Genomic DNA, 25,772 nt, shown 5'->3' with positions numbered 1-25,772 from the left:
GGGGCTATTGACCCCCTCAAGCCGGTGTGCGTGGCGTTGATGGCCCCGGCGTAGTTTGAGGTACCATTGTTATGGTGCGGTGCCGCATAAACGAGCGATCAGGTAAGCGACCTAAAAACATAAGTTTTTGATAAGTGGGCTTCGTCGGGGTGCCGATTGCGGTCTGTTGTCTTTTGACTCTTAAACAAAGCCCAGATTTGGCTCGTTAAAGTTCTTCAGGTTGGGAAAGATTGTATTCAGATCGGAAGATGAGACGCCGAACCATCCTCCAAGCGTTGCGGCATACTGGTCCACCGAGGTCGTGGGGATAAAGGCCGCTCCCGTCATGTAGGGGTTCGAAAATCCATTTATGTCCATGCCGACGGTGGGGTAAAGACCGTACATGTCCCCGCCTTTTACGGCGCCGCCCATTATGAGTTGCGGTCCCGCCCAGGCGTGATCCGTGCCATCGCCATTCGTGCTGTACGTGCGTGAAAAGTCCGATGCGGTAAATGCGGTTACATTGGAGCGCATATCCACGCCGCCGATGTTGGCAAGCGCGCTGTCGAAATAAGAGAGGGCTTGAGACACTTTCGAGAGGTTGTTCGCCTGGTCGCGATTTTGGTTATCGTGGCTGTCCCATCCGCCCAGCGACACCATAAACACCTGGCGCTTCAATCCAAAGGCAGGCGCTGCGGCGATCATCCGTGCCACGGTGCGAAGTTGCAAGGCGAGGCTATTGGTCTCGGTCTGGCCTGTCGACGGATTGGTGTAGGCGGGGGGTGAGGGCACGGCTGTGACGACCGCGCGCCCGAAGACCTCATTGAGCACACTTGAGGCACCAACACTGCGGTTTACAACCGCGCCGTAATCATTTGCCAGAGTGGATGACGTGACTGAGTCCCGGATGATATCCTTGAGTGCGGCGGGCGCCTGAGATGAGCCAAAGAGTGAGGAGCCCAGCGTACCTGATACCGTAACCGCGGGTGAGGCGTTGGTTGAGAGGGGGTACTGAAGCACATTCTGGCCCGACAAAAACACAGCGGTGCCGCCGGCCGTTATAGCGGTGAAGATTGTGTTCTGTCCGTTCACGCTCATAAGCAGGTCGCCCATTCGCCCACCCCAACCGGTGCGGGCGCCCTCGGTGGCGCCAGCCTGCCAGGTTGACTGCTGGTCGTTGTGCGAAAAAAGGCTGACAGGCAGGGGAACGCTTTTGGCGTTGAATTGCACCTTTGTTGTCGGCTGGATCAATGTTCCGACGTTGGCCAGAACCGCCAGACGTCCCTGGTCAAAAAGCGATTTCGTTTCGCTCATTAACGGATGAAGGCCAAAGGTGCGTGTCGTAGCACTCGTATTCTGCGGAATGGCTTGTGCGGTTTTGGGCGCAATTGCGAGGACGCCTCCCCAGTGTTCCGGCTTTCCAAGGGCGGAGGTGCGTCCTGTTACGCTGTTTACCTGGCCCACAGGTGTTGGGGCCGTGCCCACCGGCATAAGGGCGATAGGACCGGCGCCTTGATTGCGAGCCGAAAAATAGCGGCCCCACGAGTCAGCGTCCGTGGGCAAAACCATGTTGTTGGCGTCATTCCCACCGAAGAGGAATATGCAGACGAGGGCTTTATAGTCCGTCGCGCTTTGGCCTGCCGCGGACCCGGCGGCCGCCAGTTGCAAGCCAAAGGAGGTGGCGGTCGCGAGCCCGCCAAGGCCCATGCCCAGTCGTAGAAACGCGCGGCGGTCAATGTGTGAAGTCATAGGAAAATCCTTCGAGCCGCTGTTAGCGTTGGGCTACGTATTCTGGCGAGGCCATGCTCAATAGGACGGCCAGTTTAACGCGATTGAGTTTGGCGGCATCTACCTGCGCCGTCGTCCCGGAAGCGGGTATGGTGACGGTGTTGACCGCTGTGACAATTTTGGTCTTGAGCGTATCGGACATGAGGCCTGCAAACAGCAGGAGATTCATGCGCTCAGTCAAAGCGGTGGCATCGCTCGCAACAGCCAGTTCTTTGGTATAGGCTGACTTTACGTCCCCGCTGCTAAACCCGGTATTGATGGCGCTCATCATGAGGTTGACGTAGGCCGCGGTCGAGACTTCATCCGAAATCTGCATTTCAGGCGCCACCTTGTTCCGGCCGCCTATGCTTGTGTTTGGCGGGATGTAGCCGGGACGAAAGAAATTGAATACCGAAGGTGAGGTCAACGGCGACTGGTTGAGGGAGGTCTGAGCAGAGGTCGATCCAATCGACCAGTTGCCGCTCGTAGACGTTACCTCAAAAGATCTCAGGAAATGGGTGAGACGGATCACAGGCTCGCGAAGCTTTCCGTAGTCCGGATCACTCGAGGCTGTGCGCGCTTCGGTGTCGAGCAAAATCGCACGGATCACCGCACCCATATCCCCGCGAACACCAGATCCATTGTTGTTGAACACCGCGGCGACGCGTCGAATGTAGTCGGGCGATGGGTTAGAGGTGACCAGTCGCTGGATGAGCTGTTTCGATATAAAGGGGCCGACGTTTGGGTGGTTGAACAGGGTGTCGATGGCGATCGTCAGGTCGCCATCGACATTCGGCGTCGCTGACGCCGGGATTGTCGTGCCGAGGAAGGTCTTCTCAGACACAGAGTGATAATTGGGGTAACCAATCATCGCCCGGGTATAGGAAGAGGCGTCCCGGCTGCCTCCGAAAAATGTCGAGTTGGTAGGTGTCGGATGATACCAGGAAAGCCCCGTAAACACCTTAGCCAGGCCTTGTATATCGGCCGTTGAGTAGGTGGGCGTGGTCTTTCCGAAAAGGTCGGTTTTGAGGGTGCCATCCGCATTGAGCTCATAAATGTCAATGGTAAAAAGCTGCATCACCTCACGCGCATAGTTCTCATCCGGATTGCGTCCAGTCGAGGCATTCTCTTTTTGGTTGGCAAGATAGGTGAGATACTGGCCCATCGCCGGATGGTAGGTCACATCCTGTAAAAGGGTGCGGAAGTTACCAAAGGCGTTTTTTCCCAGCATGTCGTAGAAGGACGCATTGGTGCGGACATTGATATTGCTGGCCGACAGTGACGTCACAAAAATCTCAGACAGGGCGAACTTTACCCGTTGTCTCAGCTGATCAGGCGCGGTCACTGCCTGATTATAAAAGGTCTCGTAAAAGTGGTTCGCGTTTAAACTGGCGTTCGGGTTTGTCGCCTGAAGGGCGGTAAGCCGCGTATCCATCTGAGAGAGGTGCGTAGGCCCTAGAGGCAACGCCATTTGCGCATTGATCCAGTCGCTATAGCCGCTTGAGGTGACTGCAGAAATGTCCGCATCATTTGCGCCGAAAGTGGCCTGTGCAAGAAACCGGCTGGCTTCGGCTTGTGTCGGTCTGGCAGGTGGCGCCGGCGTTGTTGTCCCCGATCCACCGGTGCTGCCTCCACCTCCGCCGCCGCCGCAGGCGGCGAGCAGCGAAAAGGCGCATACTAAAGCAATGCGCGACAACCAATGGGCTGAAGGCAAGGTAGTTCGAACCATTACACCGAACTCTTCTAGAGGTGTCTTCGCAAGCGGGTGTGACCCGTTCAGTGCGCCTCTGACGAGGCTTCTGCGCCCGACGGCAATGGTCACAACCTTGCACGCAGGTCGATTTGTAACAGAGGCCTGTTAATAAATTGCCGCCGGTTTTAACTCTCGAACGACAGGTTATTGCGGGCAGCCCAGCTTAGGGTGCTAACCACTGTCGATTTTCGGAGGCGTGGGCGGTCGCAAAGCTCGCCATTTTCGTTGCAAACTATAATTAATTGACTACACTTTGAACAGTAAATTTGGAGAATGATATGGCTTCTCTCGTCATCGACGGCAGCATTGACCACAACCACCTTATCCAGCTCGTCGAAAACGGCGCAGTAAAAGAGGCACGGGTTGTGGGCTGTGAAGGCGGCTGGGAGGTGGTCGTGCGCGTCAAGGCTGGAAAATTCTATATACTCTCAGTTCAACGCAAATCCGAACCCAGGGTGTTCAAGAAGATTGATACCCTGATTGACTATCTTAGAAAGTTAGGCATCGAGGCATTTGGGGTGGAAACTGCGGGCTACAAGAAGGGGGGCAACACGCGCCCCGACCGCTCCGTCGCACTTAAAGAAGCCCACGAAGCCGCCTCGCATGACAGATGGTTCCGGCAGGAAGTCGCTAAAGGGCTCAAAGCTGCCGATTCCTCGAATGCGGTCTGGGTAAGCCACGAAGACGTGGAAGCAATGAGGGCCGCCAGACGAATAGAGCTCTTGGCACGTGCGGGGGCTAAGGCTTGATCGTAGTCTGGTTACAGGATGCTCTCGATGACCTCGACCGGAACATCGACTACATCGCGGAGCGGAACCCTTCCGCTGCAGTCGATCAAGACGAGCTGATTACCGACCAGGTAAGTGCCCATGCGAACTTTCCAGAAATGGGCCGCACCGGTCGTATGAAGACCACTCGCGAGCTTGTCATCCAGGGCACAGCGTTTATCGCAGTGTATCGTGTGAAAAAGCGGTATAAGATCGTAGAGGTCATACGCCTGCTGCACGGCAATCAGCAATGGCCGTAGGGCGCCTATTCCCTCGGGCGCCGTCCGCGAACGCGCCTACCAAAGCGTCGCGCATGTTGCCGGGTTGGCCGGATGTGTGAAACGGACCGGACTCAAGAGGAAAATCAGGCTGTATAGCGAAGGCGTGTGGTTTATCATTCCATTCGGCGTCATAGGCGAAGGTCGAGAATTGGCGGGGCGCGATATGGGGGAAACGCAACTGGCCCACCGATGTCCGGCCTTCGCCAAGCGCAACCTGAGCGACAAAATTTGACATCAGAAGGAGATCCCGTCAGGGTGTGCGATATCCCGCCGATCCTGGTTTTCCTCAGTCTGAGCCTCCTGATTTTCAGCCTTGTGGCGAAGGAGCGGCCCCGGCGCGGTCCTTGCACGACTGTCAGTGCCAGTCCCAGATCGTCCTTGCGGATATCGATCAGGTCAGAGAGCCGCCCCAGAAGGCCAAGTACAACCAGAACATCAGCATGCGTTCCGATGGCAACGCTCGGATCGCCCTGTTCAAGACGCGCGATGGAACTTGGCGAGGTCCCCGAACGCAAAGCGAGATCTGCAACGGTGATGCGACGCCGCAGGCGCGCGTTGCGGATATCCTGTCCTAGCCGTTCAAGAGCTAACTTTGCCTTCGGCGATCCCATATTAATCGTCCAAATATGATCGGATATAGATTTTTATAGGCCATGTATGACTACTTGAAACTTTAGCCAAGATTTTCTGCCAGTGCGCCCTGACTGCCCGAGCGTTCCGGTGTAACATCTGCAGCCAGAATGCGGGGAAGGCCTTCCCCGTATTTGAACCCTGGCTCTCGGCCGACATACTTGCGCAGAGGTGTATTTAGCCGAGAGTGAGGGAGTGGGCCTCGCGCGGCCATACTGGACCTGCGCACCGGCCCTGCGTCACGTTGTTGAATAGCCTTATGTCAGTTTCGGAGGGGCTACCGGCAAGCTGTTGCCGTATCGTCCTCGGGAGCGTCTCGACAGGATTGGCGTCAGTTTCTCGAGTGGGTCGTAAAGCTCCGCCTCTGTTGCGACTGCATTTGCGGGTTCTGCAATACCCCCCATTCCTCTAAGATGCCTGGGCTAACCCCCGCGGAGATTCTAAATGTCCCTGAAGATGGTCGCGTCTAACCTGATGGCCCGTTCTGTCGGTCAGGAGACCTATAAACGCGGCCTGACCTATCGACTTGAGGGGCGCGTGCTATCGACGCAATTGATGGGGGACTGGCTGGAGGCACGCGTGCGGGGCTCTGGCAAAACCGACTATCGTGTCGAGGTCAGTATGCGGGGGTTTCGGGTCTCACCCCCGCAGTTCACCGCCGAATGCACATGTCCGGTTCAGTATAACTGCAAGCACGCCGTCGCGGCTGTGATCGCGTACTTTGCATCTAGCGAGGGGGAGGGATCTGAGGGTGTCCCTTCCGATGAGACAAACGGAGCTGAGGCACCGGAGCTTCCGCTTTCTGCGAGGCAGTGGATTGAAGACCTGGCCCGGCTTGAAGCCCCCGATACCTATCCTGACACCATCAATCAGCGCGTCGTTTACATTCTCTCGTCCAGTGGCGGCGGCGTACGGACACCGGAATTGCGTGTGTCTATAAAGTCAGCGCGCCTGAATAAGTCTGGCGTCTTTTCTGCCCGGCTTGAGCGGGCTAATTTTGATCGCGCCGCAAACTGGCGCCGGCCCGCCTACATCCTCGATTCTGATGTGAAACTCTATGAGGCGCTTAATCAGGCCACACATAGCCATACCTATGCGTACTCGCCTTTGAATTTGAAAGTTGCGGACTTCTCAATGTTGCAGCGTCTGGTGGAGACCGGACGTCTCTACTGGGAAGAATTAGGTCCGGTGTTTGCTATGGGTGCTCCTCGCAATGGGCGGATCGACTGGGAGCTCAGTGCCTCTGATAAACATCTGCATCCCAGACTCCTGGTGGACCAGGCAACCGCTTTCGACACCGAACCACCCGTCTATGTGGATGTTGAAAACGCACTTGTTGGTCGCATTGAGCTACCCCTAAACCCCGCCCAGGCAAGGGCGTTTCTGAGAGCGCCAGCCTTAAGACCCGAACACGCGCCGTTAGTTTCCCAAGCTTTGCAGAAGGCCTTTCCTCAAGCCTTAGCGCTGGCACCTAAAGCTTTGTTGCCGCCCCTGGAGAGCCATGCCCCACCAAACGCCCGCTTCAGTTTCACCACAGCAAAGGTAAAACCGAGAGGGTGGAGTCCTTTGCCAGGGGCCGACAGGATCCCCGTGCTTGAAGTCTCGTTTCGCTACGGTGAGATTTCTCGATTATGGCGCAGCCTTAAGTTTGATCCGGCCGGCACGCTTGAGGTCGTCAAAGATGCCCGCTTCATTCGAGCGACACGATTTAAAGAAGTCGAGAAAGACGTCATAGATGCGCTTGAGGCGACGGGTGCAGAACTCGCTCCCATCCTTTATCCTGAGCTAAGTAGCACCTTCGATGGACACTACAGCTTCGAGACACCTGACGCGTGGCTTTGGTTCCTTGAAAACGATCTGCCGCGCCTAAAGGCCCTGGGGATCGAAATCCATTTTGATGAGGATTTCCCCTATCAGCTCGCGACGTCGCGCGGGGAACTCTCATTTGACCTGAATGAAAGCTCAGGCATTGACTGGCTTGAGCTTCACGCGGGCATCGATGTGGATGGCGAAAGGGTGGATCTCGCCCCGCTTCTGGCTGATCTTATCAAAAACCCGACGTTTCAGATCGAAGACTTAAAAGCCCTGTCTGAAGGCGACGAGCCGATCTATTTCAAAAACGCCGCCGGCCGCTATTTCAGTGTGGCAGTCGGCAGACTTTTGCCTTTGATATTGTCGCTGCATGAACTGCGACTGGGCGCGTTTGAGCTGGCAAAGAACGGCAGGCTCAGAATTGCGAAAGCCGCACGGATATTTCTCGATTTCGGATCAGACAGTGCGCTTTCACAGCGCGACAAAGATGCGCTTCGGGCCTCCTATCGCGCCCTGGTCGAGCCGTCCACTCTCAGGCCAGTGACCTTGCCAGATACGTTCAATGCGACGCTCAGACCCTACCAAGAAACGGGCGTCGCGTGGCTGAATGCCCTTCGGGAAACGGGACTTGGCGGAATCCTCGCTGACGATATGGGGCTTGGAAAAACCGTGCAGGTCCTGGCGTTTCTGGCAAAAGAAAAGGCGGACGGGCGCCTCGAAAAACCCGCACTCATCATTATGCCGACAAGCCTGGTGGGTAACTGGACGGCCGAGGCGGCGAGGTTCGCCCCCGGCTTGAAGCTTACCGTCCTGCATGGCAAATCGCGTCAGGACCTGCTCGAACAGGTCCCTGAAAGTGATGTGGTCATAACGACCTATCCGCTTGTGGTGAGAGACCATGAGTGGCTGAAATCAAACGCGTGGTTTGCAATCATTCTGGATGAGGCTCAGGCCATCAAGAATGCTAATGCCGCGACCACAAGGCACATCCGATCTCTTGAGGCCCCGCATCGCTTTTGCCTGAGTGGCACGCCGATGGAAAACCATCTGGGTGAATTGTGGTCGTTGATGGATTTTGTGAATCCGGGGTTCTTAGGTGACGCGACCCGCTTTGCGCGTGAGTTTCGAACACCCATCGAAAAAACCAGAAATGAGGAAATAAAGAGGCTTCTTGTCCGGCGCGTCAGGCCTTTCCTTCTGAGGCGCACAAAAGCCGATGTGGCAAAAGAGCTGCCTCCGAAATCGGATATCATTGAACGGATCACGCTGACAGGCAAGCAGCGCGATCTTTATGACACCATCCGTCTGAGCCTTCACACGCAGGTTCGCAAAGCCATCGCTGAGAGAGGCCTCGCGAAAAGCCACATCATTGTGCTCGACGCCTTATTGAAACTGCGCCAGGTCTGCTGTGACCCCTCCTTACTCAAGATCGATGGTACAGAGGATGCGCCGTCTGCCAAACTTGATCGGCTGATGGAGATGGTAACGGCACTTGCTGAGGAGGGGCGTCGCCTCATCATCTTCTCTCAGTTCACGAGCATGCTCGATCTGATTGCCGCCCGCCTCGATAAGGCGGGCCTGGGCTACGGCATACTGACGGGCAAAACGCAAAATCGCAAAAAAGAAGTCGATGCGTTTCAATCTGGCGACAATCCGATCTTTCTCATCAGCCTTAAAGCGGGGGGTACGGGACTTAACCTCACCAGTGCCGATACGGTGATCCTCTATGATCCGTGGTGGAACCCGGCGGTGGAGGCTCAGGCCATTGATCGCGCCTACCGTATCGGCCAGGACAAGCCGGTCTTCGTGTATCGTCTGTGCGCGGAGGGAACGATTGAAGATAAGATGGACGAAATGAAGGCCAGGAAACAGGCCTTGTCACACGCGCTTTTTGATGAAGACGCGGACATGGTTGAAAGGCTCACAGACGCCGATATTGAAGCGCTTTTTGCGTAAGCGTGGTTTTGCGGGCGGTTCGATCGACGAAAAAGGTAGAGCTCGCGACTATGGGCTTTGATAAGACCGCCAATGAGGAGAGATGGAAGTGGACACTCTTTACATCGTATCGACGACCTGTGCCGCCCGGGAAGAAGCTGAGCACCTGGCCCGGGGCCTCCTTGAACAGGGTCTTGGTGCCTGCGTTCAGCTACGGCCTGTCTGCTCGCACTATGTCTGGCAGGGCGTCCTTCAACGGGACGATGAAACGCATGTGGACATCAAAACGACAGAAGCAAAGCTAGACGCTGTTGAGGCCTTCATTAAACAGCATCACAGCTACGAGGTCCCCGAAATCCTTATGTGTCGTGTGGACAAGGCGAGTACGGATTATGCCCGTTGGGTCCGGGAGAGCGTGATCTGATCAACAGCCGCTTGTATTTACCCCAATAGGCTGGCCGCAATGCCTGAGTTTGTCTAAAGACCCTCTTCAGCGCACCTGACCCCATTGCGGGCTATGATTTGGATCGTGTGCTCAGACCCGTCCCGGGCATGACGCCGCCCGGCGAAGCGACCGAAAAAACGCCTCGAGAATTTCGAGTGCCCTTTCAAAAATAAAGTCCTCACAGCCCATTGCCCTGTCTGACTGATATCGTCTCGCCGCTGTGGCTCAGGGAAGCGCTAAGACCTATTGCCGGCTTAAAGTGGCTGAGGCGGGAAAAGAGATACGGCGCTTTCCGGGGCAGACCATACGTCTCTTGCCCCTGTGCCCGCAGGATAGGGAAATGGGCGCACATGTGCGTAATCGCACAGACTCTCCCGTAAGCCAAAACAAGCTGCGACCGCATACGACTTGGCCAAACGGCAAGTTACCGCCCTTTGCAACAGTTTGCGACATGGTCAATTCGAAAGAAAGCTTCATCCTTTCAGTCGGTTGGCGGGAGAGGGTTGCGCATACCTCAAGCCGCGTCCGAGGAGGCTTTAGGATGAAAAACTTCACAAGCAGAATGGTTCTGAGGCCGGCCGGGCGCCTGCATGAGGGGCGCAACGATACTTTTCGCTGCGCATTTCCTTAACCCGCCACACACGGGCAACCGACGCCGAGTTCTCATGGCCCGGCCATCCAAACGATCAGGGCGAAATTCTTAAACAAGGGCTTTCGCCCTGAGGCCGTCTTTCACCCCAAAACCACAACGTTTTCCTATTTCGTCAATAGCTTAAAAGGGATCTAACATGAAACTCCTACCCGTTGGTGCGGCCGTACTTCTAGGCCTTGGCGCACTGTCTTCAAATCCCGCCGAAGCGGGCGTAGAAAGCGCCTATTACGGTAACACGCCCCCCTATTCAGCCGGAAAGTGCCAGCAAACTCAGGATCGGGGAGATGCCCAGTGGCGGCCCTCTCAGGGCCGTCTTGTGATTATCGGCCAGGGCTACGTGGACATCGAATTCTTCGGCCATTTTTTTGATATGATCAAAGAGGCCAAAATAACCGCCATGCCGGGGGCTGAGGCCCATATCTATCAAGGCTACAACGGTGCAACCAATAATGGCCGCGGCTGCGGCGCTATCGGGTCGGTCGTTGTCACGCTGAGGTTTAATCAGTTGAGCGGGCCCAATAACGGCATCTTACATCTCGACAACGAACAGATTCCAATAACGCTAAAGCCCCGGTCAATTATTTCCACCAGTTGGGAGGAGGAATATGCCCGTTCCAGCTCGTCTTCCAACGCGACAGCTCCCGCCGGTACCTTCGGATCAACACCTCCTATTACGGTCGGAGGTGGCTCGGGCTGTAATCCCTCTACCTCTAACTGTAGTGGAGGTGGCACAACAACATATGTGATGAGTTCACCCGGTGTGACTGGCGGAGGCGGTAGTCAAAGGTCAACGAATTTACTGGGCTGCGCGATCAAGCATGGGCTTACCTATACCCGAAGCAGCAGCCCGCCCACTTTAACTATGACCCTGCCAGCCGTAAGGTCCGGTGCCATTGAAACCTGCTTTGACGAACGTCGACTGGAATTCAGGCAAGGCTACTGGGCCATTATGCCCGGCGAACATTTTGTTGCGGGCTCAGTCCCCACGCGTTTGAATGTATCGGCAAATGGCGGACTGCCTCTGCGGAACAATACCGCTCTGGAACCTGTTGCCAACGATCGGGAGTTTCAAATCTATGGATTTAACCTTGCGCCTGATTTTCTGAAAAACTTTGTGGGCCGCAAGAGCTATACGATCAATCCGGATCCCGGTGGCGACCTCACCCTTGAACTCGTCTCAAGCCCGGAGTATGGCGTTAAGGCTCTGGCGGGTCCGCTCTATCCGCAAAATGTCGGTCGTTTGTCATCCGCAGTCAATGTGCGACTAACGCCGCACAATGCCACCGCAGCCAATCAGCCCTTCGCCTGGAAGGTAACCGCGTCCGGCATCGCCCCTGAGACCTGTTTTGAACAGGTATCGGGTAGCGTTACGCCTCCCGCGGGGCAGGCCACGGTCGTCGTCACCCTGACGGCCACAGAGCGTGAGGTCTGTGTCGGCAAGAGCTTTACCGTAAATGTCTATCCCCAGGCCCTGACCCTGTCGGGGCAGGACACACTGTTTGAAAAGGAAGTTACCTTTGTTCTGCCGGCCAAACAGAAAGTGTTGATCCCTGACGCAACACCCACTCCGAACGTTCCGGACTCAGTGGGTGCCAATATCCGACGTCAATAAAACGTATAGCCTTGCCCCCTCCTGACGTCGGCAGGGGGCAAGGCGCGTCTGGCGGCACTAATCCAGGCCACCGTGGCTTGGTAAGTCAACGGGCACAGATGTGCCGAGATAAGATTTGTGTTCAAGCGTATGGTGAACGCTCACTTGCTGATCGAGCGGCATCTCAATACGAAATATTCAAATCCACTTCCATTCCTCCTGCAGCTAAGGGCGCGAGAACGGGGCTCGCGAGGCGGAAGGCTATGGGGATGGAGGCCGCCAAGTCCGAGACGTGTGTAATGGGCCGCTTTTTGCCCGAACGGTTGCGATCGGGCGCTCTCATTCGTAACTGGACCTTACGTCTATACTCAAGAATTCGGTATACTCAAGAATTCGGGTAGTGATGCTCATGATTGGGCGAGCCCTCACTCATAGACAGACGGCTAATCACTGATCAGGGTAGTGTCATCTTCCGAGTTTGAGGGAAGGCGTGATCCAGTGAAACGACGGCGACGTTTATGGCTTGAGGCGTCTGACTTCGAGGTCGGAATATTCAGCCACTAGCGGTGCCATCTGGCGAAATCCAACGCTGCCTTTCGTAGGCCATTTCCGCTCATTGGCCCCGGTCCAGTTTAAAACGGGGAGGTCATTGATCGTAAAGACGACCTGACGCCCGGATTTGAGTATTCGGATTCGGTAAGGCGGTTTGGCATCTTCAACATCAGGCAGGGGGTCAGCGCCCTGGGCCAGAAGTTCAAAGCCTGGCGCATAGCGCAGGTTCGCCAGGTGGAAAGCGCGCTCCTCCTCCCATCGCCGTCTGAAATAAGAGATCTGAAGCGCCTCTACGTCGCTCTTTGTGTACTGATCATAAATGCCAGCCCTCGGCTTCAGCGTCGGTGAAAGGACGTGCTCACCGCCCTGGCCTTGTGCCGCGAAAAAGAGAATGCACAGACCAGGCTCCTTCAATGGCCAGAAGTTCCAGCTAATCTCTATGTGGTCAGGAAAGACTTCCGGACACCAGTAGACAAAGTTAGATGCCTGGCCCTCAGACGCATCGCGAAGCGCGCTCAACTGCATGCGCTGATTTGGGAAATCGACCTTTGCGTCGCCTTCCATCTTGAATTTCGCCACGTCGGAAGGCGACGTCATTGGATTGGCGTAGATCAGTTCACCTGGCTCGGCGGCAAACAGTGACGAGGGAAGGGCGGAAGCGGCCAGGCCGGAGGCCAGCCACTGGCGACGTGTGAGGCGCATGTGAAAACCCGGGATCTTTAATGTCGACTTAAACGGGCGGATTAAATAATTCCGCCGCCCTGGGCGGACCGGGCTTTGCGAACCTTGGCTTTTTCAGCGCGGTAGCCGGTCGCACGGAAGGCCAGCATGGGGTCAATGGCCCCGCCTTTGCGCAAGCGCGCCATAGCAAGGGCCGGGCGCACATCGGTTTCGTAGGCCATGCGCAGACAGTGATGCGCCATCATCACATCATTATTGGCCTGATGCTCTTTCAGGGCCTTCCTGTCGACGATCAGCGCCTTGACGTAAGCGCCAGCGATCGCGCGGGCAGAGTTCAAAAGGCTCTCGATGGGGTCTGTCACATTGTGCGACTGATCCATCATGTAGGCGGGATTAAACTGCCCTTTCGCCCGCGTCTCAGCGTAGACCAGTTCGTTGAAAATCAGGAACAACTGGAAAGGGTTGAGTGAGCCGGCATCGAGGTCATCGTCGCCATATTTTGAGTCATTGAAGTGGAAGCCGCCGAGCTTGCCAAATTGTGCCAGTCTCGCCACGATCAGCTCGATATTGACGGTCGGTGCATGGTGGCCCAGATCCACCAGACACTGCGCCTTGGGACCGAGCGTCTGCGCACAGAGAATGGATGTGCCCCAGTCCTGAATAACGGTCGCATAAAAGGCGGGCTCGTAGAGCTTATGTTCGATAAACAGGCGCCAGTCATGGGGAAGGGCGGCATAGATCGATTTCATGCTCTCAAGATAGCGCTCAAGCGTATCAGCAAACTCGTTCTGGCCGGCAAAGTTAGAGCCGTCTCCAATCCACACGGTCAGAGCCTTCGCCCCCAGTCGGTCGCCGATCTCAATACATTCCAGATTGTGTTCAATGGCCTGAGCACGCGTGGCCGCATCAGAATGGGTCAAAGACCCGTACTTATAGGACAGTCTTTGGCCGGGCTGGTCCTGAAAGGTGTTCGAATTGACCGCATCAAAGCCCATCCCGTAGGCATGGGCAAAGTCGCGCACTTCATTGATGTCGGTGGCCTTGTCCCACGGAAAATGCAGGGAGATGCGAGGCGTTAAGCCCGATACCTGGTGGACCGCCGCACAGTCTTCGATCTTTTCTAAAATGTTGGTCGGTTCGCCCGGCATAGGAAACCGCGCAAAGCGCGTACCGCCAGAGACCATGCCCCAGCTCGGTATCCCGACCTCCAGCGTCATAAGACGATCGACCACGTGCTCTATGTCGATGCCCACGCGCGCGAGCCTGACGCCCAGCGCCTCATAGTCCGCCATATGCGCCGCCATCAGCCGCGCGTTTTCGCGATCAATTATGTCCTGCGGCAGGGCCGATTGGGTTTTCTTGACAGCGACATAGCCCATTCGGGGTGTCCAATCCTTGAGCACATGGGCCTCCAGATAGAGTTAAAAACCGGACAGAGTCAATTCAACAGACCGTTGACGCGAACGGTCTGGATGTGGCGCACGCGCCACGCCATATATGAGAGCGCGCGAGTGTGGCGGCTCTCCCTGTTTTTTGTGGGCGTTGTTACGCTTTTCTTATAGTGTGGGAGCCTAACGGAAATAGCGTCGAAAAACAATCTTCGTTGCTAATTTTCGATCAATAACAATCGGCAATGAACGACGGCGTCGGAAACGGAGGCGCGTTCGCTCAGCAAGAGCAGCTGGTTTAGGGAGTGGATGGTGCGTAACAGCCTGAGAGATCTGTCGGTAGCGCCTGTTTCGGAGGATGTTCCGTCTTCGGAGGATTGTGCGATCGCGGATACTGGCGAAGCGACGAAAGCCCCGCTTACGACGGGGGCGGGCGTTTGCGTGGTCTTCGATGTGGGCAAGACCAACGCCAAACTGAGCGTCATCGATGCGAACGGTCAGATCTTAGGCCGCACGACCCTTAAAACGCCTCATCTGCACACCCGCCTTTATGCGGCCTTTGATGTGGACACGCTTTTCGCGTGGTGTTTAAGCGAATTAAAGCGCCTGTCTCAGCACTACCGTATCGATCGGATTATGCCGGTTGCCCACGGCGCAGGCTGCGCCTTCCTGAGCGCCGACGAGCAGCTTCTGCAGCCCATACAGGACTACGAAGCCTCCATCCCTCTGCCTTATGAACGGGCGTACCAGCGGGTGCGTCCGGCGTTTGAAGAGACCTTGTCCCCGCTTTTGCCTAACGGGCTCAATCTTGGGGCGCAGATTTTCTGGCACGCGCGACGTGACCCCAAGTTTTTCGAGCGGGTACGCTATATCCTCTCTTACGCCCAGTACTGGACGTGGCGGCTCTCAGGGGTTCTGTGTTCAGAAGTGACGTCTTTGGGCTGTCACACAGATCTTTGGAATCCCGGAAAGGGTACGTTTTCGAGCCTGGCCGTTTCTGAAGGCTGGGCTGAACGCTTTGCGCCTTTGCGAAGTGCCTGGGAAAAGGCCGGCCCCTTGCGTCCGGAGATTGCCGAGGCTGTGGGGCTTAGCCCCGACTGCCAGGTACATGTGGGGCTGCATGATTCCAATGCCGCCCTCGCACTTGTTATTGCCAGACATCAGCACAATGAAACGGCCGCATTGCCCGTCATACTGACGACAGGGACGTGGTATGTGGCTATGGCACCGGGTATTGCACCGGCGGCGGTATCTGAGAGCCTGCGCCCGGATCGCGACTGTCTCGTCAATATCGACGTCTATGGCCGTGCCGTGCCTTGCGCGCGCTTTATGGGCGGGCGAGCGCTTGAACTGATTACCAATGGCCATGTCGATGTCCCCGTCACCCTCGATAACGTTATAGAGGTTATCCAATCAGGGGCTATGGCGTTACCGAGCTTCGTTGATGCGGGCGGGCCTTTCCCGGGACGCCGGGGCGAAATCATTGGGCTTCAGACGGATACGCCGCAGACGCGCGCGGCTCTGGGGCTTCTCTATGTGGCCTTAATCGCCGTCACCTCGCTCGACATGATCGCACCCGCCGATCGCCCTCTTCTGATCGAAGGACCGGCTGCGCACAATGCGGCCTTTTGTACGCTCCTCGCCGCCATGCGAGATGCGCCGGTTCTGGTATGCGAAACCTCCTCAGGTGTGACCCGGGGCGCCGGAGCCATGGCGTTTTTCACCGATCATGTCGCGCCCGCACCCGCTTACAAGCTCGTGGACCCGAAATGCGTCGAGGAGATACGCGCCTATCGCGCAGCCTGGCTGAAGGCGATGGAAAACGATTAAACGTCCCACCCAAAAAGGTGCTTCCCAGTATGTGGAATGCGCCCTATAAGAATCAATCAGATTCGATCATAATGCGCAGAGGGTGGGTCTCACGCCTGGCGTATAAAGATCATCATTTAAAGACCCAGGGCGGATCAAATGCACCTTCAGGATCGCTGGAAGCTGATCATCGACGAACTGAATCCGGACCGGGTGACCTCGGTCGATGAGCTGACGGCGCGTCTTGGGGTATCCCCGGCGACCATCCGCCGCGATCTCAATGAGTTACATGACCTGGGACACCTTTTGCGGGTGCGTGGCGGCGCCATGCGCATCGAGGGCAAGCACTTCACAGCGAAGGCTGAAGCAAAGACGCCGGATTTTCAGACCGATAGCCTTACCGGGCAATCGAGTTTTCTGGCCTCGACCATCGTCAATGCGCCGGTCAAACGCGCTATTGCCCGCGCCGCGCTGGACTATCTGAAGCCCGGCATTTCGATGATTATCGATGGCGGCTCAACGACCTACACCATGGCCAATATGATGGCCAACGAGCCCTATCACGTGCTCACCACCTCGATCCCTATCCTGCAATGCCTGCTTGATCGCTCAAAGGTGAAGGTCACCCTGCCTGGTGGTGAGCTGTTTCGCGAGCAGCGCATCATTCTCAATCCCTATGAGGATGGTATGCTGCAGAACTTCTCGGCCGCGAAAATGTTTATCGGCTGTCAGGCCTTAACGCGTAATGGTCTGATGCAATCGGACACTCTGCTTGTTCAGTCCGAACGCCGTCTGATGGAGCGTGCCGATCAGGTGATCGTGCTGGCCGATTCGTCAAAGATTGATGCCCCGGCCTCTCTCTCTGTTTGCCCATTGACCGCCATTGATGTGGTCATTACCGACGAGGGACTAACGGATTCGGCGCGCGAGTGGCTCGAGCACGCCGGTATCGAGGTGCGTATCGCTCCCGTCACTGCGGAAGATCGCAAAGCGTCAGAAGTCGTCTGAGCCTCGTAAATCAGTCGCTCTTGTCAGCGTTACCGGCCTCTCGGTACCGCCCCTTTTGGTTTTTTGCCCTCATCCTATATCTCCGGCCGAAGCGGCTGAGCCCCTCCGGCCGGTGAAGCTGCGAGAATTTCCCATATGTCTCAGCGACATGGGAAATTCTCGAAGGCTTGCCATGGGGTTTCTCGATGACGCTTTTCGTTAGTTGAGGGGGATGTCTAAGGAGAGGATCTCTCCGCCTTCACCTGTGCTTTCCGTATAGAGTTGTGCGCTCATGACGACGCTTTGAGGCGCATCGGCATTACCTTGTGCTTGGGGCTTTGGGCTCAGCGTGGGGCGGGTGGGTAACTTCACAACTGCGAGGGGCTTTTGGGGTAAGATGGGTGTCACCGGTGAAGGCGTGGGCGATGGTGCACTTATGCGGATCGGAAGACGACTGCTGCCATCTGCAAAGTTGGGCGCAAAGGGTTGGGGATTGTCGCCCATATTTCCGTCTAGCCGGGCCAGGTTTGTCGGCGAGAATGTATATCGGACGAAAAGGCGATTTCGCAGACGCCTCTGATCCGACGTTACAAACTCATAGTCTTCTGAGGCCGGATCCATAGGCTCTGCCGTTGTCACCGCCACCTCAATACGATCCCCCGGGCTTGCCGGACGGCTCGTATCCCCTATCCGATAAATCGACCCGATGCGGACCGGATTATTTTTAAACTCGAACAAAACCGGCGTCTCAGGCGTTTGTCCGCTATAGGGCGTGCTCAGTCCCAGGCGATGACGCTGAATGCGCGAACCGCCAAGCCGAATGCCGACGGGCAGGGTAAGTTCAACCTTATTGGATCCGTTGGCGGTAACCGTGAGATAGGAGCTGCTGGTCCCATTTATGCGGGGAAAGGTCTTTTCTGTATCCGGCTGAAACCGGTTAATCAAAGACCCGGTGGCGTCGTAGAGGGAAAAGGGGAGTTCGCAACCACTGGCGACCTCAGATGAGAGGGTGACAATCAGGGTCAGGCTCGATTTCCCTCGCACACCCCCCGTCGTCTGAGCCCGGTCCTGCTCGCTGCCCGGTACTGCGGGGTGAGGCTTGCCCGGAACGGTAGGGTTAAAGATCTCCACCTTTGTAACGGCCGGCAGAAGAGGCGCGCCGGGGCGGTTAGAGCGCACGTCCGGGCATTGCGCGACGGCCTTGGTCGACAAAAATGCGAGGGCCAAGACAGGGGCCGCACACGTGAACAGGATCTTTCGCATAATAGCTCCATCAGAGTCTGCGAGGGGGGACTGACATGGTATTGGATTACCCGAGCCCAGTGCCAAAAGGGATCTGAGCCAAGTAGGCGCGGTCAGCTTATGGCGCGCGCCCAACGGCGCTGACGCCTAGGGCATGATCAGCTCTTTGAGGATTTCGCCCTGGTCATGCGGCAGGTTCGGCCAGGTTAAGGGCGCATCAGACTTTCGTGCATGGCCGTAAAGCCTCGAACGGCTGAGCGTATTTGTGATGGTTCCAAGGTCTGAGCCTGGGCTGAGTGTGTGGTTCCAAAGCGCAATTAGACGCTCAACATCCGCCTGACGGCTCCAGCCCTGGCTTTCCATCACACGTGCCGGCGATGGCGTGACGAGGACAAGGACAGCATCTCGACGCTGATTGGTTACCCTGCGATTGAAGCCGGAGCCAATTAACGGCGCGTCTCCGATCAGGGGCGTTTTCGTCACCGAACTGTCGCGGACGCTCTCAGATAAGCCCGATAGGATCAAGGTTGTACCAAAGCGAACTTCGACTGTAGTCGAGACCGTCTGACGCCAGGTGTTGAGCGCCTCGTTGAAGTTACCGGCCGGCTCCCCAGACAAAAAGGAGCGCGTGACCTCAATGCGAAGGCGCGTCCGGTCACTTGTTATCTCAACTGGCGTGACCTTGACCTGCGTGCCGATATCGATGTTTTCAAGTTGTGAGAAGTTGACGCCCTTAACCGCAACCTTGGTCGAGCGGCCCACGAAAAAGTCGGATGGCTCACCCCGGTATGCCGTCAGCATAGGACGGGCAACGACCTGGTAGTACTGTCCAAATCTGTTGAAAAGATTGAGATTGTAGGTGAGCTGCGGCAGTGTAATCGTATCCGTGATCGTCCGGGTCACCCCGGTATCACCACCGGAATGGTTCTGCTGGTCCTGCCGGCCATACTGGAGCTGAAGGCCATCCAGGAGGTTAACCCCCACAGAATCGCGTTGAGCGTTCTGCGACAGGATAATCGCCACATCAACGGACACCTGATCAGGCGTTTCAGGGGGAAGCGTTGGCGTTTCGCCTCCACCGGCTTGAGGTATGTCCTGAAGGCCCGTGCGCTCAAGCTCGCTCATGCGGGTCAGCACAAGCTTCGCGTCTTCCCCAGACATCGCAGACAGCCGCTCCAAATGCACTCGGGCAGCCTGCGTCCTTCCGGCGGCACTGTTTGATAGAGCGGCCATACGCAAAGCGGTTCGCATCAGGGCCGGGTCCGACGTTTTTGCGAGCGCGCGCTCAGCGCTTATGGCGGCGACCTCAGGATCTGCCCCCATATAGGCGCTCATAGAAAGGCCGATAAGCGCGCGCGCATCGTCAGGTCTTTGAAGCACGGCCTTAGCAAAGTAACCTTGAGCCTGCTGAAATTTTCCGCGCTCAAATGCGGCTTTCCCGGCAAGTGCGGCGGCCCAGAACGCGTCCTGGCCACTGCGTAAAGCGAGGTCATAACCGGCCAGAGCCAGATCAAGCTTTTCAGGATCTCCATTTGCCGCATACTGGTAAGAGAGCCCAAGAAGGGTCTGGCGAGCGGGATCAGAGGGAGCCTTGGCGGCAGCGTCTCCAAAGCCCTTACGGGCCTCTTCAATATTACCCGCCACTAGCGCTTTTGCGGCATCCGATGATGACAGTGAGGACGCTTCAGCCAGGCGCGTTTCCGGCAGACTGGCGCAAGCACTCAAACCAGAAAGAGCAAACAAAAAAAGCGGCAGCTTCAGATAGGCTTTGGGTGTCATGGGTTATATCTCCAGTGTCCAGATGGCCCGCACGCCCGGAAGCGTCAGGCCTAGGTAATGGCCAAGGCCGTCGCGTGAAAACGACCAGGCGGCGAAAAAGGGATCGTCCGTAACGGCCACCCGCGAGAGGGGCTCATCACCGAGAAAACAGGGTCGAAATCTTGACGCTTCGCCCTGGCGAATCTGACGACGCAGAAGGGCTTTTTCGCTGTCTGATTTCTGGGCGAAGTCCGCCGGGCAGGGATCTGGCGGCAGGGCTACAGAGGTGAGTGAATTATAAAGAGCGTAAAACTCGCCTGCTCTTGCGGTCCCGTTTATGGCCTTGTCGAGGCCACCGGCCGCAGTGATCAAACGCGAGAAATCAACCGGTGTGATGGACTTTAAAGATCGCGCTGACGCTTGGGCTTTGGGCCTGTAAAGACCGTTCTGTCTTGCGTGCGTTTCAATAGGAACGCCGTTGATGACCAGAAGCATGATCTGGACGCCATCAGCTGTTGCAATCAGCGAAATGCCGCTTTGCTTTGACAGAAGAAAGGTTTTGACCTGAGGCAGTAAGGCGACCGGTGGGGCCGCCGATGAGCTATGGGGTGCACACAGGGCAATGGTCGCCACACTCAAAATACGTCGACGGGACCACGAACGCGCCACCCCCTTCTCCTCCTGATGAACTCTGCCCTGACCATGCTTGGATCAAGGGCGCTGACATGAGGATTAAGGCGCAGTCGCCCTCATTTGGCGATGTCGCAAACTGTTGCAAATAGACGAGAGATGCGGTGTGTATGTGTCGCACTGCGCCGTTTTAGGCGTCGGGTCGAGCCGTCAATCTGGCGAGAAGTCCGGTGATTTCAGAATCACCCTGCCAGAGCCTTGCGATCTGTGAAACGCGGGCGGCATCGCCCCAGGATTCCTGACGGCGCGAGGCGTTTCTTAAATGGACCAGCGTCTGCTCTCTGTTTTGAGCGATCGAGGCCAGAAAGGTGGGCCAGACATGTTTGCGACGGGTTCCCGCCCGGATCTCAACCAACGCCTTTGACATCAGTTCGGCCTGCACCGCTTCGATGCCGATTTTTGAGGCCTCCTGAAGCTTTTTCGCGTGCGCCATCAACGGGGCGTCGCCTGTCAATCGCGCAAACTCTGTGAGATCGCTCACATATCCAAGATAGTCGCCGTCGGCGAGTTTGACCTCGCTCGTACAGTCGTAGATCAGTGCAAAACTGGCATTCGCCTCTAAAAGCTTGCCGAACTCGCCCCGGGCCAGGGCATCATTGCCGGCCGCCCATTGGGCCCAGGCCATTTCCGTTTGAATGGCGCGTGAGCCTGGTTCAAGCAGACGCGCTTTTTTGAGCTCCCGCAGAGCTTCGACGTGCTGGCCGTTATCAGACAGAAGGGTCCCAAACCAGAAATGGGTCTGAGGATCTTGCGGTGACAGCTTTAGGGCGCGCCGAAATGAGGTGCCAGCAGATCTTGGGTCATCGTGCCACCAGTATTGAACAAAGCCGATGGCGCGGTGTGCGGCCGCAAGCGAGGGGTCGAGTTGTTTTGCCTTCACGGCGGCCGCCTCGGCACGCGTAAAGGCGGTCTTGTCATCAAGGCCGCCGAATTCGCGTCTCAAAAGGTAGACGTCAGCCAGAGACGCCCAGGCCGGGGCAAATTGCGGCTCCTTATTTGTCACCTCAAGTAAGAGCGTTTCAGCGCGCTCTAACGACTGGGGTGTACGTGTCGCCCAGGAATCGCGCGCTTCCATATAGGTTTGCGCTAAAACCGGATTAGACGGCAAGCGTACGGCATTTGACGGTTTGTCCGAGGAAAAGCGCAGAACGATAAACGAAAGCGAGGCAATAATCAGTATAAGGACGAATGCGCCGATAAGGGCCTTTTTCCTCGTAAAGATCTTAGGTGGGATAGCAGAAAGACCCTCCTCTAGCGCGGGGGATATCGCTTGAGGTTCATCCTCAAGCTTACCCTGGCTCTCGGCCCAGGCATCAAGCTCCTCGGCAAGGGCGTAAACGGTCCCCGTCTTGCCGCCGGGCAGGCGCTTAACGGGCAAGCCCCTTTGCTGCGCCCACCGCATGACGGTTGTTCGATCACGACCAAAATGGGCCGCAATTGATTTCCAGCCATCAATACGCCCCGACCGCTTCATTACTTTTCACCCCCGAAGTCCGCACTGACTCACGGCCTATTGCTACCGGTTCAAACGCCCTTGCACAATCGAAAACAAAAACGGCGGTTTTCTTATTTACATGGACCGCCATTGCCTCAAGGAGGCCGGCCGTTTGACTGTCTGCCTTAAGCGAGCGTGAAAAGTATCTTGCTGACGAAGACCATGCGGGCCTTTTCTGTCAGAACCTACGGCACGTCCTTATACTTGCGAACTTAGTCATTGGTTGATCGAATGCGTGCATTAAATCTGGGCTGTCTTTCAGACTTGCAGACTTAATTGCCCTCAGTGTTCAGTTGGAAGGGCCTACGAGCATCGGGACATTCTTTCACCTCTGACGTCTGAAGGTGTCTGGAATGTTCTCAGCGCTTCGCAGGTCCAAAAGTTCGGGTTATCCGGCTATGCTGATACGCGTTTGACCAAGCGTGCTTCCAAACGTCAACGGCCGCTTCATCCCTTTTGATTTCGTCAACCACACTTCGGAGGAAGCCTTTTCAAGAGTGGTCGCTTTGAGCGATGGGATGTAGGTGCACCGGGGTCTCCCTCCTTGTTTTTGCTCCTGTACGGTTGCAAAATGAAAACAAAACGTACGACCTGTGCAATTGCTACCGAACGGGATCTTTCGTGGACGATCGATAGAGTTCGTGATATTATGCAACCGTGCAGGAGCAACGAAATGTCCAGTAGTCCGCCCGCAGTCGGTTTTCTTCGCCTTCTCGATGAGCAACAGAAGGTCGCCGAGGGGCCTCGCTCGCTCCAGATTACGATCGAGGCGATGATGCATCAACTCGAGCTATTGAAGTCGGATCAACCTCTTTTTGCCGATATACTGGCGCAATTGGGGGGAGTCCGGGCGCAGGTGGCTGAGATGCCTGGTTATCCCGATACGATTACGGAGAAACCGGCGTACGCACGTGCGGCAGACCCCGACAGACCTGAGCGACCTGCGCTGAGAGAAGCGATCCGCGAAATGTCGTCTCCTGAGAGTACCGAGGTTCGTCTGCCAGATAGCGAGCACCAAGCCTACATGCACAAAGCCGTGGGAGATTTCCAGCGTCTTGCGCCAGCGTCCGGGGAACCCGGCAAGCCGGTGCGAACGCTCACAGCCGTTACGGATCTTGGCCAGGTCGTGCGGGATAGACGAAAATCCATGGGGCTCACCCAGCAGCAATTCGCTGATATTACCGGGGTTGGGCGCCGGTTCATCTCCGAGCTCGAAAGCGGGAAACCAACGTTGGAGTTCGGCCGGGTCCTGAAGGTTTGCCAAAACGTTGGCATAGAGCTGATGGCAGCGATGCGATGAGGCTAGATGTCTGGCTGGATGGCGTCTCGCACCCGGTGGGCCGATTGCAGTCTTTTGACAATAACGGGGTCACCTTTCAATACGCCGAAGCCTATCTGCGCTATGCCGCAATGCCGATCTCGCTTTCGCTGCCCTTGCAAAAGAACGCTTTCGGCGACGCAATTACCCGCGCCTTTTTCGACAACTTGTTACCGGAAAACGATCAGACACGAAGACTTCTCGAGCAGGAGGGGCTTAGCCGAGATGATATTGTGGGCATACTTTTTCATCTGGGCGCCGATTGTCCCGGGGCGATTTCGTGTCTTCCAGAGGGGGCTGAACCCGTAAAGGTGCCCGGCGACCTGAACATCGATTACGAGCCCTTGAGCGAGAATGCCGTAGAGGCAATCATGTTATCGCTCGTCAACCACCAGCGGCTCCCGGATCAAACAAAAGATCCTTCACCCTTGGCGGGCATGCAAGGGAAAATGGCCCTGACGATCCTACCTGACGGTCGATGGGCTCTGCCGCGTTTCGGGCGCAAAGTACCATCCACACACATTTTGAAGGTGCCGGCACGTGAGGATCAAGGCGATGTGAAGCATGAATGGGCGGCTAGCGGCTTCACCTGGAGTTTGGGGTTACCGCTTTACCTCCCGCAGAGGGTCATAATTGCGCAGACGCAAGGTCTGATTATTCCGAGATTCGACAGGCGGCTGATGAATAACAAGGTGTATCGAATCCACCAGGAGGATTTTGCGCAAGCGCTTGGCCTGCCGCGGGGGCTCAAATACGAGCGCAATGGTCGAGAGGGCCGAAAGTTTAGTGCTGAGACCATTTCGGGGCTATGCAATCGTCTCGATAATCCGGCTGACGCGCGGATCAAGATTTTGAAGGCGACCCTGCTAAACCTTGTCCTCGGCAATACGGACAATCACGCGAAAAACCACGCGATCTTATTTCCTGAAGGGCGCGCGCCCGCTTTGGCTCCTTTCTACGACATTTTGCCCATTCGGTTGAATGAGCGCTTCACAAGGGCGTTCGCGTACAAAATTGGCAACGCGACCACGTTTGAGGAACTGGTAGCAGAAGATATCCAGCTGCTTTTTGGTGTGTTTGGATTGGAGGGGGGGCGTTACCGTCGTTTCTTAGAAGGTGAAATTCGCCCGATGCTTCAAACGCTTGAACGCCTAGCAGACGACCTCAGCTCTGGAGGTATGAAGGGGTTCGACGATTTGATCGGCAATAACTTGGAACACCTGAATAATATCTTGGATCTCGGCCTCGATGTGCGCAAACGCGACCTTTACGTATCAAGTGGCGGTGGGTGGCTGGCGAGGCCTTAGCCAGAAATGAGGATGAAGGTCGATTGAGGCGTATTCCCGTCGACCGGGATGCCGATTCCAGCAACGTGGTGGGAGGTCTAACGACGTGAATATTCCGCTTGGACAAAAGGCGCACCGCTACCCTCAGAGGTCAGCCTCTGCGCCGTTTATTCCAGCTCCGATTTCTCTAGGAGACACTCTGGGGGACGTTGAAGGGTTTGTGGAAACCGTCTCAGGGAACTCGCGCGTATTTAGGTGCGCATCGCCCCAGTCACCGCCGATGACCGCAATCCTCTTAAGAGTGTCTGAGTCCGTAAAACGCTCACAATCTGGTCAAGTTTGACGTCCGTGAGGAAATTCCTGAAACTTTCATTTTTTGGAAGTATTGAGAATTCTATGCCCAGCTTACAGGCCGCACTCAGATTACGCGGATATACGGATCGGATTTTGACCGAGCGCCAGTTAGCCGATGCGATCGGCGGCCGCGCTGCCAGGCGCTATGGTATTGTGAACAGGGCGCTTAAAAATCGCAGTCTTTTGCGTTTAAAGCGCGGGGTATATCCTTGTACATCTACCGCCGTCGGTAGATGTACAAGGGAGGGTCCTGGTTCTACGAACAGTCCTATCTCACGCCATATAGAAAACCGGTTTAAGGTCTTTGGCCACCGGTGAATTATCGGGGTTCGAATCCATGATGTCAGCCATATAAGCCCACCATTTCTTCATTACCGGGTGGGAAGGTAAATCGGCCATGGTGTGGGTGTCCGTACGGCGAAGGACACCAAAAAGGGTGAGAGTTTCCGGGTCGAGGAAAATCGAGTAGTCCGAAACCCCGGCCTCATGGAGAAGATCTGCGAGCTCTGGCCAGATCTCGTCGTGACGCTTTTGGTATTCAGCCTCAAAGCCCGGCTTAAGCTGCATTTTGAACGCGTGGATCTGGGTCATGATATTAGT

19 protein-coding genes are annotated in these 25,772 nt (G+C 56.2%); 9 read left to right on the top strand and 10 right to left on the bottom strand.

Annotation, left to right across the window (positions count from 1 at the left end):
- Positions 1–180: 180 nt before the first annotated feature.
- Entirely contained in the window at positions 181–1,686 is a 1,506-nt protein-coding gene (locus ASTEX_RS10815) for a DUF1501 domain-containing protein (RefSeq protein WP_245532496.1), read from the bottom strand.
- Between the two features lie 64 nt (positions 1,687–1,750).
- Positions 1,751–3,475 (bottom strand): DUF1800 domain-containing protein, encoded by a 1,725-nt coding sequence (locus tag ASTEX_RS10810; protein WP_144004652.1) that lies wholly within the window; start codon positions 3,473–3,475, stop codon positions 1,751–1,753.
- A 302-nt stretch (positions 3,476–3,777) separates the two neighbouring features.
- On the opposite strand from ASTEX_RS10810, the gene ASTEX_RS10805 reads away from it, so the two are divergent.
- Both ASTEX_RS10805 and ASTEX_RS10800 read left to right on the top strand, forming a co-directional pair.
- The gene (locus ASTEX_RS10805; protein WP_013479662.1) at positions 3,778–4,248 is read left to right on the top strand and encodes a hypothetical protein; all 471 of its coding nucleotides are present in this window, start codon (positions 3,778–3,780) and stop codon (positions 4,246–4,248) included.
- On the top strand, positions 4,245–4,526 hold the full coding sequence (locus tag ASTEX_RS10800; RefSeq protein ID WP_013479661.1) for a type II toxin-antitoxin system RelE/ParE family toxin: 282 nt from the start codon (positions 4,245–4,247) through the stop codon (positions 4,524–4,526). The genes ASTEX_RS10805 and ASTEX_RS10800 overlap by 4 nt, the downstream gene beginning before the upstream one ends.
- Before the next feature lie 149 nt (positions 4,527–4,675).
- Here ASTEX_RS10800 and ASTEX_RS21095 read toward each other — a convergent pair whose 3' ends face one another.
- A complete protein-coding gene (locus ASTEX_RS21095; protein WP_013479660.1) occupies positions 4,676–5,158 on the bottom strand; it encodes a helix-turn-helix domain-containing protein in 483 nt (160 codons plus the stop codon).
- 463 nt (positions 5,159–5,621) lie between these two features.
- Between ASTEX_RS21095 and ASTEX_RS10790 the strand changes: the two genes are divergently transcribed.
- The 3 genes from ASTEX_RS10790 to ASTEX_RS20290 all read left to right on the top strand — a co-directional run bounded on the left by ASTEX_RS10790 (position 5,622) and on the right by ASTEX_RS20290 (position 11,633).
- Positions 5,622–8,945: a DEAD/DEAH box helicase gene (locus ASTEX_RS10790; RefSeq protein ID WP_013479659.1), complete on the top strand. Its 3,324-nt coding sequence runs from the start codon at positions 5,622–5,624 to the stop codon at positions 8,943–8,945.
- Between the two features lie 82 nt (positions 8,946–9,027).
- Complete coding sequence (gene cutA / locus ASTEX_RS10785; protein ID WP_013479658.1) at positions 9,028–9,348, top strand: divalent-cation tolerance protein CutA; 321 nt, start codon at positions 9,028–9,030, stop codon at positions 9,346–9,348.
- 809 nt (positions 9,349–10,157) lie between these two features.
- Positions 10,158–11,633: a hypothetical protein gene (locus tag ASTEX_RS20290; protein ID WP_013479657.1), complete on the top strand. Its 1,476-nt coding sequence runs from the start codon at positions 10,158–10,160 to the stop codon at positions 11,631–11,633.
- Positions 11,634–12,128: 495 nt separating this feature from the next.
- Here the strand turns inward: ASTEX_RS20290 and ASTEX_RS10775 are convergent, their stop codons facing one another.
- Both ASTEX_RS10775 and rhaI read right to left on the bottom strand, forming a co-directional pair.
- On the bottom strand, positions 12,129–12,866 hold the full coding sequence (locus tag ASTEX_RS10775) for a YesU family protein (RefSeq protein ID WP_013479656.1): 738 nt from the start codon (positions 12,864–12,866) through the stop codon (positions 12,129–12,131).
- 41 nt (positions 12,867–12,907) lie between these two features.
- A complete protein-coding gene (gene rhaI / locus ASTEX_RS10770) occupies positions 12,908–14,224 on the bottom strand; it encodes an L-rhamnose catabolism isomerase (protein WP_041658631.1) in 1,317 nt (438 codons plus the stop codon).
- 318 nt (positions 14,225–14,542) lie between these two features.
- On the opposite strand from rhaI, the gene ASTEX_RS10765 reads away from it, so the two are divergent.
- Together ASTEX_RS10765 and ASTEX_RS10760 are read left to right on the top strand one after the other, a co-directional pair.
- Entirely contained in the window at positions 14,543–16,063 is a 1,521-nt protein-coding gene (locus ASTEX_RS10765; protein ID WP_013479654.1) for an FGGY-family carbohydrate kinase, read from the top strand.
- 138 nt (positions 16,064–16,201) lie between these two features.
- Complete coding sequence (locus ASTEX_RS10760) at positions 16,202–17,050, top strand: DeoR/GlpR family DNA-binding transcription regulator (RefSeq protein WP_013479653.1); 849 nt, start codon at positions 16,202–16,204, stop codon at positions 17,048–17,050.
- A 198-nt stretch (positions 17,051–17,248) separates the two neighbouring features.
- Here ASTEX_RS10760 and ASTEX_RS10755 read toward each other — a convergent pair whose 3' ends face one another.
- The 4 genes from ASTEX_RS10755 to ASTEX_RS10740 form a co-directional block, all read right to left on the bottom strand.
- Positions 17,249–18,160 carry a hypothetical protein gene (locus ASTEX_RS10755; protein WP_168148104.1) on the bottom strand — a complete coding sequence of 304 codons (912 nt, stop codon included), beginning with the start codon at positions 18,158–18,160 and terminating at the stop codon, positions 17,249–17,251.
- Between the two features lie 258 nt (positions 18,161–18,418).
- Positions 18,419–20,050 carry a secretion protein gene (locus tag ASTEX_RS10750; RefSeq protein ID WP_013479651.1) on the bottom strand — a complete coding sequence of 544 codons (1,632 nt, stop codon included), beginning with the start codon at positions 20,048–20,050 and terminating at the stop codon, positions 18,419–18,421.
- 3 nt (positions 20,051–20,053) lie between these two features.
- Complete coding sequence (locus ASTEX_RS10745) at positions 20,054–20,662, bottom strand: hypothetical protein (protein ID WP_144004651.1); 609 nt, start codon at positions 20,660–20,662, stop codon at positions 20,054–20,056.
- 187 nt (positions 20,663–20,849) lie between these two features.
- On the bottom strand, positions 20,850–22,193 hold the full coding sequence (locus tag ASTEX_RS10740) for a hypothetical protein (RefSeq protein ID WP_013479649.1): 1,344 nt from the start codon (positions 22,191–22,193) through the stop codon (positions 20,850–20,852).
- 694 nt (positions 22,194–22,887) lie between these two features.
- On the opposite strand from ASTEX_RS10740, the gene ASTEX_RS19905 reads away from it, so the two are divergent.
- Positions 22,888–23,514, top strand: a complete 627-nt coding sequence (locus tag ASTEX_RS19905; RefSeq protein WP_013479648.1) for a helix-turn-helix transcriptional regulator — start codon at positions 22,888–22,890, stop codon at positions 23,512–23,514.
- Positions 23,511–24,839 (top strand): HipA domain-containing protein, encoded by a 1,329-nt coding sequence (locus tag ASTEX_RS10730; RefSeq protein ID WP_013479647.1) that lies wholly within the window; start codon positions 23,511–23,513, stop codon positions 24,837–24,839. The genes ASTEX_RS19905 and ASTEX_RS10730 overlap by 4 nt, the downstream gene beginning before the upstream one ends.
- Before the next feature lie 606 nt (positions 24,840–25,445).
- Here ASTEX_RS10730 and rhaM read toward each other — a convergent pair.
- Complete coding sequence (rhaM, locus tag ASTEX_RS10725) at positions 25,446–25,763, bottom strand: L-rhamnose mutarotase (RefSeq protein WP_013479646.1); 318 nt, start codon at positions 25,761–25,763, stop codon at positions 25,446–25,448.
- Positions 25,764–25,772 lie beyond the last annotated feature (9 nt).

The sequence above is a fragment of the Asticcacaulis excentricus CB 48 genome, from assembly GCF_000175215.2.
GTDB classification, from domain to species: domain Bacteria; phylum Pseudomonadota; class Alphaproteobacteria; order Caulobacterales; family Caulobacteraceae; genus Asticcacaulis; species Asticcacaulis excentricus.
This window is presented reverse-complemented; position numbering and strand designations above follow the sequence as displayed.

Bases quoted from the DNA above. Each gene is read 5' to 3' on its own strand.
- ASTEX_RS10815 (WP_245532496.1), bottom strand. From the start codon at position 1,686: ATGGGCCTTGGCGGGCTCGCGACCGCCACCTCCTTTGGCTTGCAACTG.
- ASTEX_RS10810 (WP_144004652.1), bottom strand. From the start codon at position 3,475: ATGGTTCGAACTACCTTGCCTTCAGCCCATTGGTTGTCGCGCATTGCT.
- ASTEX_RS10805 (WP_013479662.1), top strand. From the start codon at position 3,778: ATGGCTTCTCTCGTCATCGACGGCAGCATTGACCACAACCACCTTATC.
- ASTEX_RS21095 (WP_013479660.1), bottom strand. From the start codon at position 5,158: ATGGGATCGCCGAAGGCAAAGTTAGCTCTTGAACGGCTAGGACAGGAT.
- ASTEX_RS10790 (WP_013479659.1), top strand. From the start codon at position 5,622: ATGTCCCTGAAGATGGTCGCGTCTAACCTGATGGCCCGTTCTGTCGGT.
- cutA (WP_013479658.1), top strand. From the start codon at position 9,028: ATGGAAGTGGACACTCTTTACATCGTATCGACGACCTGTGCCGCCCGG.
- ASTEX_RS20290 (WP_013479657.1), top strand. From the start codon at position 10,158: ATGAAACTCCTACCCGTTGGTGCGGCCGTACTTCTAGGCCTTGGCGCA.
- ASTEX_RS10775 (WP_013479656.1), bottom strand. From the start codon at position 12,866: ATGCGCCTCACACGTCGCCAGTGGCTGGCCTCCGGCCTGGCCGCTTCC.
- rhaI (WP_041658631.1), bottom strand. From the start codon at position 14,224: ATGGGCTATGTCGCTGTCAAGAAAACCCAATCGGCCCTGCCGCAGGAC.
- ASTEX_RS10765 (WP_013479654.1), top strand. From the start codon at position 14,543: ATGGTGCGTAACAGCCTGAGAGATCTGTCGGTAGCGCCTGTTTCGGAG.
- ASTEX_RS10760 (WP_013479653.1), top strand. From the start codon at position 16,202: ATGCACCTTCAGGATCGCTGGAAGCTGATCATCGACGAACTGAATCCG.
- ASTEX_RS10750 (WP_013479651.1), bottom strand. From the start codon at position 20,050: ATGACACCCAAAGCCTATCTGAAGCTGCCGCTTTTTTTGTTTGCTCTT.
- ASTEX_RS10740 (WP_013479649.1), bottom strand. From the start codon at position 22,193: ATGAAGCGGTCGGGGCGTATTGATGGCTGGAAATCAATTGCGGCCCAT.
- ASTEX_RS19905 (WP_013479648.1), top strand. From the start codon at position 22,888: ATGTCCAGTAGTCCGCCCGCAGTCGGTTTTCTTCGCCTTCTCGATGAG.
- ASTEX_RS10730 (WP_013479647.1), top strand. From the start codon at position 23,511: ATGAGGCTAGATGTCTGGCTGGATGGCGTCTCGCACCCGGTGGGCCGA.
- rhaM (WP_013479646.1), bottom strand. From the start codon at position 25,763: ATGACCCAGATCCACGCGTTCAAAATGCAGCTTAAGCCGGGCTTTGAG.